Below are 14,287 nucleotides of genomic sequence, written 5' to 3'. Positions count from 1 at the left end.
CCCGATGGTTGGGGCGTCGGTGACAAGGAAGGCGCTAGCAGGCCGGCACGAACGCCAGGCTGCAGCGGCCACCGAGACACCCCGCCCGTGGACGTAATTCGCCGTGGCAGGTCTCCTGGCTCGCGGGGTCATAGCCTCTACCCGTCTTCCCAAGGCTATTCGCCTCAGTGACATGAGTGGGGTTGGCTCGCCGCTAACAGTTGCGGGGGCAGCGCCGGCATCGCACCGGCTTCCCTCTTAGCTCCGCTGCGGCAGCGCCGTACGGAGAACCACGACGCGGGAGACAATTACAGCAGTTCGCTTCATTGTCAACGCCGCATAAAGAAATGTTTATGTCGTTATGTTAAATTTCCGTTGGCATGTTCCAAAGGTCGCCTCGAAAGCGAAAACTGTGGAAGCCTTGAGCGGCCGGTAAATCAAAGCAATGACGCACGGCGCCCTTGTCCAGGAGGATAGGAGTTCGTCGGCTGCCGGCAGCAAACATACCGGCAAGCGCCGTGGTGCTGCTTAGCGCATCACGCGAACCACCTCGGCGTCGAACTTCGGCTCTGAGGTTCCGACCGCTTCGTTGGTGATCTGCTCGCGACCATATTCGGCTCAATGGCGAGGCTGTTGCCCATGTGGAAGCTGTTGGCCGTGATGCCCTCGGTGATATGACACAACGATTTCGGGGGGAGCACACCGAGGCCAGGCGCAGCGGCGTGTTGCGAAGTGATCGAGGCCAATGTCTCGAACTGCTTGTTCGCAGCCCACCGGCTCAAGGTAACCCGGCTCAAACCACCGGGCTAGCTCAAGTCCTGTCCAAATGAGGCCTGAGCGGCAAATCGTCGTGCACGCGCACGGTTTGGCGTTCGATCTTGTGATGCGTCTTGGGCGGACAATCGCCACGGTGCAGCGCGCAGAAGCGGTCCCCAATTGGGAAGCCGAGGGCGGTGAGGGCAAGCCAGCGCCACAGGCGGAAGGGGACTTGGACCTGTTTGCCCTGCTGGACCACAAGTTCGCGACACAGGGCCTCAAGGAGAAGACCAAGAGTGATTATGCGCGGGACCTCGCCAAATTCATCAAAAGCAGCGGGCAGTCAAAGTTCGGCGCCGATTGACATGGAGATAGCCATCGCGGCGGACCGCCCAGGCGGACCGCAAGCCGGAATACAACCGGGTGCAGGCGGCCAAGCTCGTCCACAAGATGGCGTCGGGCACACACCGGCGATGGGAGAGCGGACCGTGGAGTGCAGGAACTTCACGCCTATCCACGCTCCCGTGGACGTGTCCTGCGGCACATCGGCAGCGATATTGAGGAGGCAGTTGAGCTTCTGGTCGAGCACTCTTACCTGCCACTACCTACGCTTAACGTCATCTCGTACTGAAAACGCACCACGCAAGGTCGAGATGTAACATGCGCCCTTCGTGGATGGTTCTAAGCTTCCTCGGGCGCGGTCAATCTGTGATAACGGTCGCTTGGAACCTCCATCACCGCGACGCGATCAAGGTTGGCGTATCGCGCTCGGTAGTAACCTTCTTCCTCCACTTCGGCGAAACTACACTGGGGAACGTCAAAGGTCGCAGCTTCCAATCCGAAGAAAGTCGTAGCGGTTTCTTCATCCAAGAAGTTCCACTCATCTTCTCCGTCGTCATATGTGACGCGAACATAGGAGGCCATGCGCACGGCTTCCTGATCACCCATCTCTGCGATGATGGCATCGCATTCTTTCTTCAGCTTTCCTGAAACCTCACCCTTATCCCAGTCATCCAAAGCCCGATAGATTTCTGGATGATAATACTCTGGCATCTCCTCTACATCGTCACCGATAAGCTCAATGGTGCGGACATATTGCGGATTTATCAAGAGTATTTTGTTGTCAAGGCTCCAACAATACAGCCATGGCCTGCTTGTGTTATTTCTGCGCAGATTATGAAGTTCCTTCAACTGACGTAAAATCGATTCACGCGCCTTTTCATCGATAGGATATTGGCGGCTGCCAACAGTCGTCTTGATTCTGAGCGTGCCGTATCGCGTTTCGGCATCGGCAATTGCAAACGGGCTCGTGCGCCACTCCTCGACATCAATCTTCCAGCCCAGCAGCTCCTCGACCGTGCATTTCAACGTGAGACAAAGGTCCTTGATCTGCTCGACGTTCAACTGCGTTTTGCCTGTTTCCCAACGGGCCACAGTCTGTTGCGTCGTTGCCATCTGCTCTGCCAAATCTTTTTGAGTCATGCCCAGTCGAACCCTAAGCTCTTTCATGTTCATAACTCACCTCGCGTGTTCAACACACGCATCGTGGATGAATTAATCTAACACGTCAAGCGTGTTCAAAAATCGCAACATGTGTTTTTAGGGCGTCTTCGAGGCTCCGGCAGCCGTTCGTGACCACTTGCGCAAGACACAGGGCTGGTACACAGCACGAATGGGCGATCAAAAATTACTGCTGCGATGCTCGTCATCAGCCAAGCTGCCGCCGCACCTTCCACTAGGGTGCCAAGGTTCGAAATGAGTGCAGCCGACCATAGCGAACGGAAGGTCTTGTGCTCAAAAGGAACGAGTGAAGATGTTCTCTTCGCCATTGTGGGAAGCCTCGGGATTGACCGCGGGGCTGGATTTGTTTCGCCTCACTCAACTATGGCCTCGCCGTACAAGCCAAGCTGCCACAGTGCGCGCCTGCTAACCCAGAAAACTTGGCGGCCTTACAGGCATGCGCAGGACGTGCGAAGCCGCTCAAATCTCCCCAGATGGTCAGCCATCGAAGACCGGCATCACTTGCCCGTTGAGCGGCTATACGATAATGCTCCGCGCTAAGCAGGAAGCGCCAAAAAATTCGAGCGGCGACTTCATTCTCCTATTCAGGAAGGAACTATGAGGCGGCAGACGCGACCATTCACCGTGGAAATCAAACAAAAGCGCAATTATCAAAAATCCGCACGTTCCATCTGGGGCAATTTCGACATCGCCGCGGCGATGGCCGAGACAACAAAGGAAGTCGAGCCGTTAAATCGTCAGCTTGTTGACTCTACTGTAGTGGCCCTTGATGCTGAACCTTTGCACAAACCGCGAGTGGAGCATTTCATGGCCAATCCCCTGGAGACCGAGTCAGCAGTAGTTCATAGCGAACCGGCAGACAAAACGGAAACGCCAAAACCGAAGACGAGAGCGCGGCGGTCGAGGAAGCCAGAAGCTGAGGCGAGCGCGCCTGCCAAGCCGATATCCGCGACCACTGAAGCACCGCCGTCAGCGCGAACGGGCCGAAAGAGCTACTCCGCGAAGGATCGTGCCCAGAAGCTGGCGCAGATCGAGACCTCGATCGGCGGCGGCGCTACTCTCAAGAGCGCGGTGAAGCAAGCCGGCATCTCGGAACAGACATACTATCTTTGGAAGAAGGCGGCGGCGCCTGCGGCGGACAGTGACGGGCTGAAGGATCTCGTCGCGCTCGAGGAAGAAAACAAGCGGCTAAAGAGCCTGCTTGCCGATCGTCTCCGCAAGGAGAATGCGGAACTGAAGAAAAGGCTCGGGCTGGATTAAGGAGGGTGGGCAGCTGGTTCTTGGCTCGCCACCTACAGCAGCCCCGCCTGCTCGGCGTCTCTGCGCAAATTCTGGCGTGGCCTTGGGCCGATCTGCTGAATGACCAGGCCGGCTGCCAGCGAGCCGAGATCGCCGCACTGCTTCAGGCTGCGGCCTTGCGTGTAGCCGTAGAGGAAGCCGGCGGCGTAGAGGTCGCCGGCGCCGGTGGTGTCGACCAGCTCGCGGATCCTGGTCGCATTGATGGTCACGGTCTCGTCGCCGCGCACGATCACCGAGCCCTTTTCCGAGCGGGTGACGGCGGCTATCTTGCAGTCCTTGCGGATCTGCGCCAGCGCCTCGTCGAACGACGCGGTCTGGTAGAGCGACTTGATCTCGTGGCTGTTGGCAAAGACGATGTCGACGGTGCCGGAGCGCATCAGATCGAGGAATTCGACGCGGTAGCGGTCGACGCAGAACGAGTCCGACAATGTCATCGACACTTCGCGCCCGGCGGCATGGGCGAGCTTCGCCGTCTGCCGGATCGCCTCCTTGGCGCGCGGCGGGTCCCACAGATAGCCCTCGAAATAGGTGACGGCCGCGCCCGACGCCTTGTCGGCCTCGACGTCCTCCGGGCCGAGCTCGACGCAGGCGCCGAGATAGGTGTTCATCGAGCGCTCGCCGTCCGGCGTGACGAAGATCATCGAGCGCGCTGTCGGCGGTTCGCCGTTAAGCGGCCTGGTGTCGAAGGCGACGCCCTGGGCATGGATGTCATGCGCGTAGATTTCGCCGAGCGCGTCGTTGGAGACCTTGCCGAAGAAAGCGGCGCGGCCGCCGAAGGAGGCGACGCCCGCCGCCGTGTTGCCGGCGCTGCCGCCCGAGGCTTCGATGGCCGGGCCCATGCGGCTGTAGAGCAGTTCGGCGCGCCTCGTGTCGATCAAATTCATCGCGCCTTTGATGATGCCGTTGGTCTCCAGGAACGCCTCGTCACACTGGGCGATGATGTCGACGATGGCATTTCCGATACAAAGCACGTCATAGTCCGGCATCAATTCATGTCTCCGCCAAAAACCCACCGGCTTTCTGCCACGCCGGGCGCGGGCGGGTCTGGCCAGTGGGAATGGGCTTTGCGCTTGCCAATCCGTTCGGCGTCGGCCTTCACGGGGCGGCGAGTCCTGCCTCGCGACGCAATTCGTCGGCCCTGTCTGTCTTCTCCCAGGTGAAATCAGGCTCTTCACGGCCGAAATGGCCATAGGTCGCGGTCTTGCGGTATATAGGGCGTAAGAGATCAAGCATCTTGATAATGCCCTTCGGTCTGAGATCGAACAACTCAAGAATGAGGCGCTCGATCCTTCTTTCCTCGACCCTCGCTGTTCCGAACGTGTTGACCATGACAGAAACCGGACTGGCCACGCCGATTGCGTAAGCAAGCTGCACCTCGCAGACGTCCGCAAGTCCGCTAGCGACGATATTCTTTGCGACATACCGGGCCGCATAGGCAGCTGAGCGGTCAACCTTGGACGGGTCCTTGCCCGAAAAGGCGCCACCGCCGTGACGACCCATCCCACCATAGGAATCGACGATGATCTTGCGTCCAGTGAGACCGCAGTCGCCGCGCGGCCCGCCGACTACGAACCTCCCCGTCGGGTTGACCAGAATTCTGATGCCTTCCGTCTCCAGGTGGGTCGGCAGGACAGGCTTTATGATTTCCTCAATGACGCCCTCGCGGACCGTCTCTTGCGAGACCTGCTCGTCATGTTGGGTCGATACGACGATGGTATCAAGGGCGACCGGGCGCAACCCCTCATAGCGCACTGAGACTTGGGATTTCATATCAGGACGCAACCAGCCAAGCTGTCGTGCTTTCCGGACATCTGCCTGTCGTTTCGTCAAGCGATGCGCGAGCTGGATCGGCAAAGGCATCAGGGTATCGGTTTCGCGGCATGCGTAGCCGAACATGAGGCCCTGATCTCCCGCTCCCTGCTGGAGGTCCTGCCCTCGTCCCTCGTCAACGCCCTGGCTAATGTCGGGCGACTGCTCGGTGAGTGCATGAACGACGGAGCAACGCCGGCCGTCAAAGCCGACAGCCTCATCGTCGTATCCAATATCGATAATCGTATCGCGCGCAACTTGGCTATAATCCACCCGCGCATCGCTAGTAATCTCGCCAGCCACAACGACTATCCCCGATTTTACCAACGCTTCACAGGCGACGCGTGCCTTGGGATCGGTGCGGAGGATGGCGTCGAGGATGGCATCCGAGATGTTGTCGGCCAACTTATCCGGGTGTCCCGCGCCAACCGATTCGGAAGAGAACACGAACTGCCTAGCCATGAAATGCCTCGTTTCGGGTGTTGGAGTTGTATGGTGCATTTTGCTTAGCCCACCTTACCTGTTGGTGATGCCCGGGACCTCGAACGCAGCGCACAAATCGGCAACGTCTCTTCGCACGCAGGCATGGAGATCTTCGTCATCAGGCCGCCGGAGGACGCAGTCAATGAAGCCAGCAATTTGCACCATTTCCACATCGCGCATGCCCATTGACGTCACTGCTGGCGACCCCAGGCGAATTCCGCTTGTGACCGCCGGATCCCGCGGGTCGCCAGGCACCATATTAAAATTTGTGATGATGCCTGCCTTTGCTAGCCGCTCGGCATAGGCCTTGCCCGATAGTGGTCGATCGCGCAGATCAAGGATCAGCATGTGATTGTCCGTCCCCCCGGTAACCAGGTCATACCCTCGCTCGATCAGTGCCTGTGCAAGAGCCTTGGCATTCTTGACGGTCTGTTGGCCGTAGCTTCGGAAGGACGGGTTCGCGGCTTCGTGCAAGGCAACTGCTAGCGCAGCGATGGCATTCATATGAGGCCCGCCTTGCAGGTGAGGAAAGACCGCCCGGTCTATTCGTCTGGAGAGATTGTATTTGCTCTTTGTATGATACAGGGCCTGATAGCGATCTTCGTTCCTGGACAAAATGAAACCACCGCGGGGACCGCGGATCGATTTGTGGGAGGTGCTGCTGACCACGTCGCAATGGCGCACGGGATTCGGGTGCGCTCCCGCGGCAATCAGTCCGCTGATGTGCGCAATGTCGGCTACGAGATAGGAGTTCGCTTCCAGGGCGATTTCTGCCATTGCCGCGTAGTCAAAGACACGCGGGTAAGCAGTTCCGCCGACCCAAATGAGCCGCGGCCGTTCCCGCTTGGCTGTCTCGCGCAAGCGGTCATAGTCAATCTGCTGTGTCTTTTCATCTAGTCCATAGGGGACGCGTTGATAGTCAGTTCCGGAAAAGTTGATGGCCCAACCATGAGTCAGATGGCCCCCTTCCGGGAGGGGCAAGCCCATCACTTTGTCACCGGGGCTCAAAAGCGCACGATAGACAGCCTGGTTGGCCGGCGAGCCGGAATAAGGCTGGACGTTGGCATGCTCGCTGCCAAATAGTGTTTTCAAGCGCTCAATGGCTAGATTCTCAAGCTCATCAACGATCTCATTTCCAGCGTAGTAGCGCGCACCGGGGTACCCCTCGGCGTACTTGTTCGTGAAAATCGAGCCGTTCGCTTCCAGCACGGCCGAGGACGCAAAGTTCTCTGAGGCGATGAGCTTAAGGGTCGTCCGCTCCTGCCGCTCCTGTCTCAGAAGCAGTTCGTGAACGCGGCAATCAACCGCGGCCAATCGAGACCGTCCGTAAGTGTCGCGCGGCGCGATGGCGCCGTCGGCGGAGTTGTCCATGGTGGTTTCGCGCTCCAATTGGACTGATCTATTTCACGGTCAAGCATGCGATCCCCTTCGACGGCGCGTCTTGTGTGGCTTCGAGCCGTTGAAGGTCTCGTTTGTGATAGCCATCGCCGTGGGGCAGGAGATCAACCAACAGTTGAACCAGCCCGCCGTCCTTACCTCCTGCTTTGAGATGGTACGAGCACCACGGACGTTGTTCGTTGCAGTAAAGAAAGTCGGCTCTGGCCAGCAGCCGGACGTGTCGTACAACGTGCTCACGACGCAGACCCAGAATCTCCGCTAGCTGGCAGACAGTTAGGTCCGCATGCGCGCAAAGGCCTAGGATTCGAAGGCGATCTAGATGCGCTGCCGTCCGAAGGCGACTGACCAGTGTCAGCATTGGTCAGGACCAAGCCACTTGGAAAGCCTGGGCACTCGTCCTACTGAATTTGTCATTTCGCGTTCTCCACAGATGTTGCGGCTTTCGAACCGAATTATATGGTTGATTGTCCACCGACCGGACAATCTCGGTGGCCGTGAAGATACTGTTTTGAGCCGATATGGCTGTGTCGAACAAACAAGATGGCGCTCTTCTTTCCATTGCCTTTAGCGGAAATTGCACGCAGTTCGGCGGGTCGGAGAATAAGCGGCGCCACGGTTTGGACCCCACTGACCTCAGACGTTGCAATAAGCCTACCATTCACAGCGAACCGGAGTTGCTAAGAGTCTATAAATTTCCTTGAAGGATCTGTTGCGACGTTTGCCCAGCCCGCTCGTGCTCCCGGTTTGGAGCGGTCAATCTCGAGCAGACTGACGGTGATGCAAAGATGACAGGAAGGTTCCCTTTCAACCCGATCTTCTTCCTGGCCAAGTAGTCGTGGTCTCATAACCTGAAAATCACAGGTTCAAATCCAGTGCCCGCAACCACGTCTGTCATAGTACGCAACAGTCTCGGTATAACCGAGGCGGTTTTTTTTACGTTGGTGAGTTTGAAAAGATTTTGTTGCAACGGCTGAATTGGGACACGGGGAGGATGTGCGCTGCCTTGTTAGGCGGCGAAGCAGGGGAACTTGAAGGCTGATATGGCGCGCCCACTACGCCCGCCGCCGTGCCACGCCCAGGCGGGTTGGTCGCTGGCGGCACAGCGATAGATTTTGACCTGGGACGCCGGCATATGGGATTGCGGAAAACGTCGGCGCAGGTGGCTCCAGCAATGGACGAGCAGCCACGGCCCTTGTGGCCGCTCCAGGCGTGTCAGCCGATCATAGCCCTCATAGGCGTCAACCTGCAGGAATTGTCCGCCGAAGCCTTGAAGGAAGCGTTCGGCATGCTCGCCGCCGCGCCCGGGCGCATAGTGGAACAGCACGATGGGCGGGCCTTGGCCACCATGGCCGCGGTCATCGGAGGCGATTGCCCAGAAGAAGCCCTTCTTGACCTTGCCGCGTCCGGGATCGAGCACCGGCGCGGTGGTCTCGTCCAGGAACAGGCGCTCGGCCGCAGCCAGAAGCCCGCGCATGTGGTCGGCGATGGGCTTGAGATGGAAGCGGGCCCGGCCAGCCCAATTGCCCAGTGTCGCGCGATCCAGTTGGATGCCCTGGCGGGCGTAGATCTCGGCCTGCCGTAGAACGGCAAGTGATCGCCGAACTTGGCGACAATGACCTGGGCGATCAGCGCCTCGGTCGGAAGGCCGCCGGGCACCACATGCTCGGGCGCATGCGCCTGCGCGTACGGCGCCCGAGCAGCGCCGGCAAGCGTATCTCGGGCGGCGCGTGACCCAACGCGCAGTTGCGCCGGGATTGCGTCGAGCCGCTCGCTGACATCTTCGCCGATCCTGGCCATCTCGCCGCAGCCGCACGGGCACAGCGTGCTCTCGGGCTCGATGATCCGCTTCACCCGCGGCAGATGGGCAGGTAAGCGGCCACGATTGCGGCGGCGCGAACCGGACGAGCCGTCCGAACGCCCCCGGATGACCCGCTGCGCCTTTTCCTGCGCGGCATCGAGCACGCCCTGCGCGATCTCCACGTCTTCGAGCGGCAGGTGGTATTGATCGGGATGCAGCTTCTCGGACTTGGCGCCGAACTTCTCGTGGTTGAGCTGGCTGACGACGCTCTCCAGGCGGCGGCGCGCCTCCTCGGACTCTGCCAAAGCTGCCTGCGCCTCGGCGAGGAGCGCCTTCAAACGCTCGTTCTCTTCCTGGAGAACCGTCAGATTCATGCACTAAATCAACCACATGATCTCCGATAACGCCATTGGAGACAAGGCACCTGAGTCACTGTGCCACACTCATCCGGCAAGCTGCGGACGCCGTGCCCGCTCGGGGCGAACCAGTCTCCAATCCAGCCCTTCGAACATGGCAGCGAACATCGCCGGCGACATGCGCATCACGCCGTCGCGAACCTCCGGCCAGACGAACTTCGAGCCCTCGAGCCGTTTGTGAACGAGCACAAGGCCGATGCGATCCCACACCAAAATCTTGATCCTGTCAGCCCTTTTGGCGCGGAAGACGAAGGCTGCCCCACAGTATGGGTCGAGGCCTAGCATCTCCTGCACAGCCAATGCCAATCCGTCCATGCCGCGCCGGAAGTCAACCGGCCGGGTCGCCACGTAGATCTTCAGATCGGCACCCGGTGCAATCATCGCGAGGCCCGAACCGCTCGGATCACCTGCGACAGCTGCTAGAGGTCAACCGCCGTTCGGATCACCATGTCGTCGATCACGATTTCCACCTTCGCTGGCGTCGATTTCGATGGCCTCATCGTCCGCTGAGGCGCCGATGGTTCGTTCACCATCAACTGCGCGAACATCGGCGCCACGCTTTCTGGCAGTGCCAGTTGTCCCTGACGAAGGCGACGCCGCCAGGCTCTCGGCCGCAATCCGGGCTCTCTCGGCCTCCGAGCGAACCCGCCGTCCCGTTGGACCGTCCAGAACCTCGAGCCGGCCTGCGTAGCCAGCTGTTGGGACGTCCAAATCGACGTCCATTTTGCCGTCTACTCCCATGTGGGCCCTACGTCTCTCGCGATCGGGGGGATTCTTCGCACATTCACCTCATGCCCCGCACGAGGGGAGCGGCGTAGCGCTTACGATTGCCGCCAGCAGCGTCTGGTCGCCGGTAGTGCCCCCGCGGGAGTTTGTCGGCAGGCGGGTGGGGGGCAATATGGGCCCGCCAGCTCGCAAGTTTCTTTCGACCAAGGCAAAGCGCGTACCGTCTTTGGGCCACCGGCTCGGCCGCTGAATATTCTTTAGAGAAGGAAATCTGACGCGGCCAAATTATGATTGACACCGGCCAGGACGATCGGACGATCGTGAAGTCCGCCGTCGTATCGCCATTCACGTCGGCTTGAACAATCGTGTTAAGACCGCTTTCAAACCACGACACGCTGTCGGCGAGGGTGCTGGAGTTATGACCCGCAAAGGCAAAGGCTTGATCGCCCTTGCCTTCGAGTTCGCGTCGATGGCTGAGAAGTCGAAGATATCCACGTCGCGCACGAAGTCGGTGATGACGTCCGCAGTGCCCGGGCTGCTGTCCGTTATCGCTGTGAACAGAAACCTGTCGGCGTCTTGCCCGCCGGTCAGTACATCTGCGCTCCTGCCGCCATTCAGCGTGTCATTGCCGTTGCCGCCCAGGAATCGTCGAATGGGGTCTGGCTCGTGGTATCGACACGATCATCATCGAGATGAATCCGCTCTGGCTGCTGCGGCTGGTTCAGCTGCATTTTCGTGTTGTCCCGCTGGGACGCCCCCTGGTGATCGAGGGAGACTATGCCGTAACGGCAAGCTTTGACACGGGAACCCTGGCCAGACTGTTGCAGGCGCGCATTCCGTAAGCTCGAAAACCGGACCTCCACAAGGGTATCGCATAAATGGACCACCCCGTGTCGCAGCATCGCTGTGTGTCGTGACGACCAGCAGCTACCTGTACAGCAGGTCCCCAAGGAAACCGTCACAGGACCGGCAGTGAGCCCAGCACAAGAACTGCAAAGCCTGGTAGTGGTCAGTTTGAATTTTCGTCGGCTACATCATTCTTCGCCGATGAACGCGACACGCCGCCGAGGACATATCCGGCAACCCCGCTAAGGATGGAGACGACTGCTTCGGATGAAATTAGGTTCAACATGCGAAGTGAACAGGCGCCCAATATGATGAGTACAACAGTCGCCATCTGAATAGCAGACGCTCTTTGAACAAGTAGGCTAAACGTCTTAGCGCCTCCCTTCTCAGTCTTCCAAAAGGCGATTCCTCCAATAATGGTCGCGCATACAGAAACGACAACAACCATGATGGTCAAACATAGTCCTAGTCGGCTAAGCAATTCGGTTTCAGGTTGCATGCCTATGGTCTTTCTCGTACGCACCGCGTGCCGTTGGCTTCTCAGCTTCCTTCGCCTCGATCAGCGCGACGATATCCCCGATTTCCCAAAGCTTGCCGGTCACGCCGGCAGCCATCGCCGGGGTCATCCGCAGTGAAGCAAGCGGATGAAATTATAGTACATGAACCGCAGGCAACTGCGTTGGCGTGAGCCTCTACTTTCGGCGGACATACCCTAGGCTGAACCGGTATTTAACACATACGGGATCAAAGCAACCTCCGTATGAGAAATCTCGTCCTGTCGAACCGCGAATGGAACTGAGGCGTCGATTGCGCGGCCTTCAGAAAGCCCGGCCACTGGATGAACTGCAGATCTTGACCGTCCCTGCCGTCATTCTTCCGAACCTCGGACCAGGATCTTCAAAATCCAACAAACGGTAACCCAAAAGGCTCCAGCTGCCCATCCAGCCAGCACATCACTCGGCCAATGAACACCAAGATACGCCCTGCTTGCGCCAATTACACCGGTAAGTATGATGGCAACGGCTAGCAAGTACATCTTGGCCACCCCGCTTTCCCTAATATTTCTTACGCAACGGGCGGCACCCGACCTGCCGAACCGGCCGATTGTGAGGTCGCAACTCTTTGGACAAACGACCCAATAAAAGCACCCAAAGTCAGTTTGGTCAGGTCCATAAAACCTGTGCCGGGCTTGTAGAGCTCAAGACTGCAGAAAATTAGCGTCAGCGCGACTGTTAGCAACGGCAATCCCGTGAGTCCCAGTTTGGTGGCGAGCCCGGTTCCTCCCGTCAAACTGCTCAAGCGCACGTATTGATCAATCGCCTTCTCGTTTGAATCGGATATAAGCGCTTCCAGGAGCTTTCGGTCTTTGTCCGGAATGACGTCCTTTTGTGTGGCTGAAGATGAGTTGACAATTCGAACGCCCACAAAAAGCAAAATCAGGACAACGGCCAGACTACCGAGCGCAAAAATCTGCGAACTCGTCTGAGACAGGTCGCGCGTTTGAAGGTCTTTAAATAGAAAATAAGCTCCTATCGCGGCTGCATACAGTATGGCCAACCCCACCCCAGGACCTGCCAATAGTGCGTTCAGTCGGGCCTGCATTCTCGATTCATTTGATGGTTGCTCCGCCACGAATTACCTCCTAAATGCCCGATATATCCAATGGGATAAAAATTGCTACATAGTGAGGCATATGTCGCCATAAGAGTGATGTCTTGAGTATTGCGAGTAATACTGCCGTGTATGGATGGTCTCAGCACCCATCTTTTGTTTTAAATCTGTTCAACAGCAAGATCAGACCTTTTGCCATTTCCTACCGCTGCCTAAGAAATTTCGGCAATGAACTCCGCGAAATCCTCTTTGTCGCGGGCAAAACGTCTGGCCGTCGGCACCACAACGCAAGCTGTCGTTGAGGCGGTGCGGCGACGTTTGATCCATCCCTAAAACGCGTCAACTGTCCGATCGGACAGGTGACGTACTTTAGGACGGCTGCAACTATCCCCGAGAAGGTCAGGGGATCGCGCCATGATTACGGCTCATGTCGTCAATGCGCAGAACAGACATCTCTATGAAAATGAGTTCGACGAATTTCTGCGCCGTCGGCACGATTTTTTTGTGCACCAGAAGCGGTGGCGGCCGCCAAGCCCGGATGGTCGCGAACTAGACCAGTTCGATACCGATGCTGCGACGTATCTCCTGGGTATCGACGACGACCGGGTGGTAACGTCGGCGCGGCTGATCCCGACCAGCGAACCGCATATGGTGTCGGAAGTCTTTCCCCACATGTGCGAGAACTCAGGGGTCCCGAGGCGCCCGGATTGGGCCGAGTGGACACGCACTTTCGTTGTTCCTGACAGGCGCTCTGCCGGACTGCGGGGCACGCTGACACAGCTCTGCTGCGCGGTGATGGAATACGCTCTCGACGAAGGGGTCAGCGCTGTGGGCGGCATCCAGGAAACCTACTTCATGCCGCACCATGGCGCCCTGAAATGGCGGGTCGAGCCCATGGGCATGGCAAGGGAAGAAAACGGCGAGTGGTACATCGTCGCGTATATCGAAGTGAATGAGGCGGCACTGGCCAGTGTCCGAAAGATCCTCGGGATCAATCACTCACTTCTCGTGCGGAGAGGAACGCAGCTGCCCTTTGTTGGGAAGGCCGAAATGGGGAGGAGAGAACATGACCGAGATAGCCTTCGGAAAGAAAGTCAGCGCCGCATTTAAGGACAAGGTGATCACGATCTGTGATGAGTTGGGCTGTGACGCGAGCTTTTTGATGGCGTGTATGGCCTTCGAGACAGGCGAACGCTTTCGCTCGAACACTGTAAACAAGGTGAGCGGCGCGACAGGGTTGATCCAGTTCATGCCAAGCACGGCAAAGGGGTTGGGCACAACTACCGGCAAACTTGCAGCAATGACCGAAGTCGGCCAACTCGACTATGTGGCGCAGTATTTTAAGCCGCAAAGAGGCAGGCTCAAGACTCTATCCGACGTGTACATGGCGATCCTCTGGCCGGCAGCCGTTGGCAAGGCCGAAGCTTTTGTGATGTTCAGGGTGCCGACGGTCCAGTACCAGCAGAACAACGGTCTGGACAGCAACAAGGATGGTGCCGTGACTAAGGGCGAAGCGGCAGCGAGAGTACAGAATAAACTCACACGCGGTCTAAGCGATACCTTCCGCGGTTAGGTGACGACGGTCGGCGGCGCGGGCGCTTCCGTGCCGCGGCTTCTTATACTGCCCAAGGAAATACGAATAGCG

15 protein-coding genes, 2 pseudogenes and 1 riboswitch are annotated in these 14,287 nt (G+C 58.4%); of the genes and pseudogenes, 4 read left to right on the top strand and 13 right to left on the bottom strand.

Going from position 1 to position 14,287, the window contains the following annotated elements; genetic code table 11:
• Positions 1-88: 88 nt before the first annotated feature.
• Positions 89-289: riboswitch (cobalamin riboswitch) on the bottom strand.
• Between the two features lie 555 nt (positions 290-844).
• The gene (locus tag NKI72_RS12450; RefSeq protein ID WP_352468275.1) at positions 845-1,099 is read left to right on the top strand and encodes a hypothetical protein; all 255 of its coding nucleotides are present in this window, start codon (positions 845-847) and stop codon (positions 1,097-1,099) included.
• Positions 1,100-1,416: 317 nt separating this feature from the next.
• On the opposite strand, the gene NKI72_RS12445 is transcribed toward NKI72_RS12450, so the two are convergent.
• Together NKI72_RS12445 and NKI72_RS12440 are read right to left on the bottom strand one after the other, a co-directional pair.
• Positions 1,417-2,250, bottom strand: a complete 834-nt coding sequence (locus NKI72_RS12445; RefSeq protein WP_352515945.1) for a helix-turn-helix transcriptional regulator — start codon at positions 2,248-2,250, stop codon at positions 1,417-1,419.
• A gap of 62 nt (positions 2,251-2,312) precedes the next feature.
• On the bottom strand, positions 2,313-2,564 hold the full coding sequence (locus NKI72_RS12440; protein WP_352458261.1) for an MFS transporter: 252 nt from the start codon (positions 2,562-2,564) through the stop codon (positions 2,313-2,315).
• 289 nt (positions 2,565-2,853) lie between these two features.
• Here NKI72_RS12440 and NKI72_RS12435 point away from each other — a divergent pair, with 289 nt between their 5' ends.
• Positions 2,854-3,516, top strand: coding sequence for a transposase (locus NKI72_RS12435; protein ID WP_352542143.1), 663 nt, complete (start codon positions 2,854-2,856; stop codon positions 3,514-3,516).
• A gap of 32 nt (positions 3,517-3,548) precedes the next feature.
• Here NKI72_RS12435 and NKI72_RS12430 read toward each other — a convergent pair whose 3' ends face one another.
• The 11 genes and pseudogenes from NKI72_RS12430 to NKI72_RS12380 form a co-directional block, all read right to left on the bottom strand.
• Complete coding sequence (locus tag NKI72_RS12430; RefSeq protein WP_352850189.1) at positions 3,549-4,541, bottom strand: adenosine kinase; 993 nt, start codon at positions 4,539-4,541, stop codon at positions 3,549-3,551.
• 109 nt (positions 4,542-4,650) lie between these two features.
• A complete protein-coding gene (gene metK / locus NKI72_RS12425) occupies positions 4,651-5,826 on the bottom strand; it encodes a methionine adenosyltransferase (protein WP_352693122.1) in 1,176 nt (391 codons plus the stop codon).
• Between the two features lie 54 nt (positions 5,827-5,880).
• Positions 5,881-7,218, bottom strand: a complete 1,338-nt coding sequence (gene glyA / locus NKI72_RS12420; RefSeq protein ID WP_352693120.1) for a serine hydroxymethyltransferase — start codon at positions 7,216-7,218, stop codon at positions 5,881-5,883.
• A 1,033-nt stretch (positions 7,219-8,251) separates the two neighbouring features.
• On the bottom strand, positions 8,252-9,058 hold the full coding sequence (locus NKI72_RS12415; protein ID WP_352693134.1) for an IS66 family transposase: 807 nt from the start codon (positions 9,056-9,058) through the stop codon (positions 8,252-8,254).
• Positions 9,022-9,417, bottom strand: a pseudogene (locus NKI72_RS12410) (transposase domain-containing protein); the annotation flags it as partial. The pseudogene NKI72_RS12410 and the gene NKI72_RS12415, both read right to left, overlap by 37 nt.
• 69 nt (positions 9,418-9,486) lie before the next feature.
• Positions 9,487-9,840 (bottom strand): IS66 family insertion sequence element accessory protein TnpB, encoded by a 354-nt coding sequence (gene tnpB / locus NKI72_RS12405; RefSeq protein WP_352693118.1) that lies wholly within the window; start codon positions 9,838-9,840, stop codon positions 9,487-9,489.
• A 690-nt stretch (positions 9,841-10,530) separates the two neighbouring features.
• Complete coding sequence (locus NKI72_RS12400; RefSeq protein WP_352693132.1) at positions 10,531-10,803, bottom strand: M10 family metallopeptidase C-terminal domain-containing protein; 273 nt, start codon at positions 10,801-10,803, stop codon at positions 10,531-10,533.
• 391 nt (positions 10,804-11,194) lie between these two features.
• A complete protein-coding gene (locus NKI72_RS12395; protein WP_352549333.1) occupies positions 11,195-11,488 on the bottom strand; it encodes a hypothetical protein in 294 nt (97 codons plus the stop codon).
• 31 nt (positions 11,489-11,519) lie between these two features.
• Positions 11,520-11,730: pseudogene (locus NKI72_RS35450) on the bottom strand (IS1 family transposase); the annotation flags it as partial.
• A gap of 169 nt (positions 11,731-11,899) precedes the next feature.
• Positions 11,900-12,067 (bottom strand): phosphatase PAP2 family protein, encoded by a 168-nt coding sequence (locus NKI72_RS12385; RefSeq protein ID WP_352719598.1) that lies wholly within the window; start codon positions 12,065-12,067, stop codon positions 11,900-11,902.
• 29 nt (positions 12,068-12,096) lie between these two features.
• Positions 12,097-12,663: a hypothetical protein gene (locus NKI72_RS12380; RefSeq protein ID WP_352549331.1), complete on the bottom strand. Its 567-nt coding sequence runs from the start codon at positions 12,661-12,663 to the stop codon at positions 12,097-12,099.
• Between the two features lie 393 nt (positions 12,664-13,056).
• Between NKI72_RS12380 and NKI72_RS12375 the strand changes: the two genes are divergently transcribed.
• Together NKI72_RS12375 and NKI72_RS12370 are read left to right on the top strand one after the other, a co-directional pair.
• The gene (locus tag NKI72_RS12375; protein WP_352549329.1) at positions 13,057-13,752 is read left to right on the top strand and encodes an acyl-homoserine-lactone synthase; all 696 of its coding nucleotides are present in this window, start codon (positions 13,057-13,059) and stop codon (positions 13,750-13,752) included.
• Positions 13,709-14,215, top strand: coding sequence for a lysozyme family protein (locus NKI72_RS12370; RefSeq protein ID WP_352549327.1), 507 nt, complete (start codon positions 13,709-13,711; stop codon positions 14,213-14,215). The genes NKI72_RS12375 and NKI72_RS12370 overlap by 44 nt, the downstream gene beginning before the upstream one ends.
• The last annotated feature ends 72 nt before the right edge of the window (positions 14,216-14,287 follow it).

This window comes from Mesorhizobium sp. M0437 (assembly GCF_040321335.1).
Lineage (GTDB): Bacteria > Pseudomonadota > Alphaproteobacteria > Rhizobiales > Rhizobiaceae > Mesorhizobium.
The sequence above is the reverse complement of the archived record's forward strand: the minus strand, read 5'-3'. Positions and strand labels throughout refer to the sequence as shown.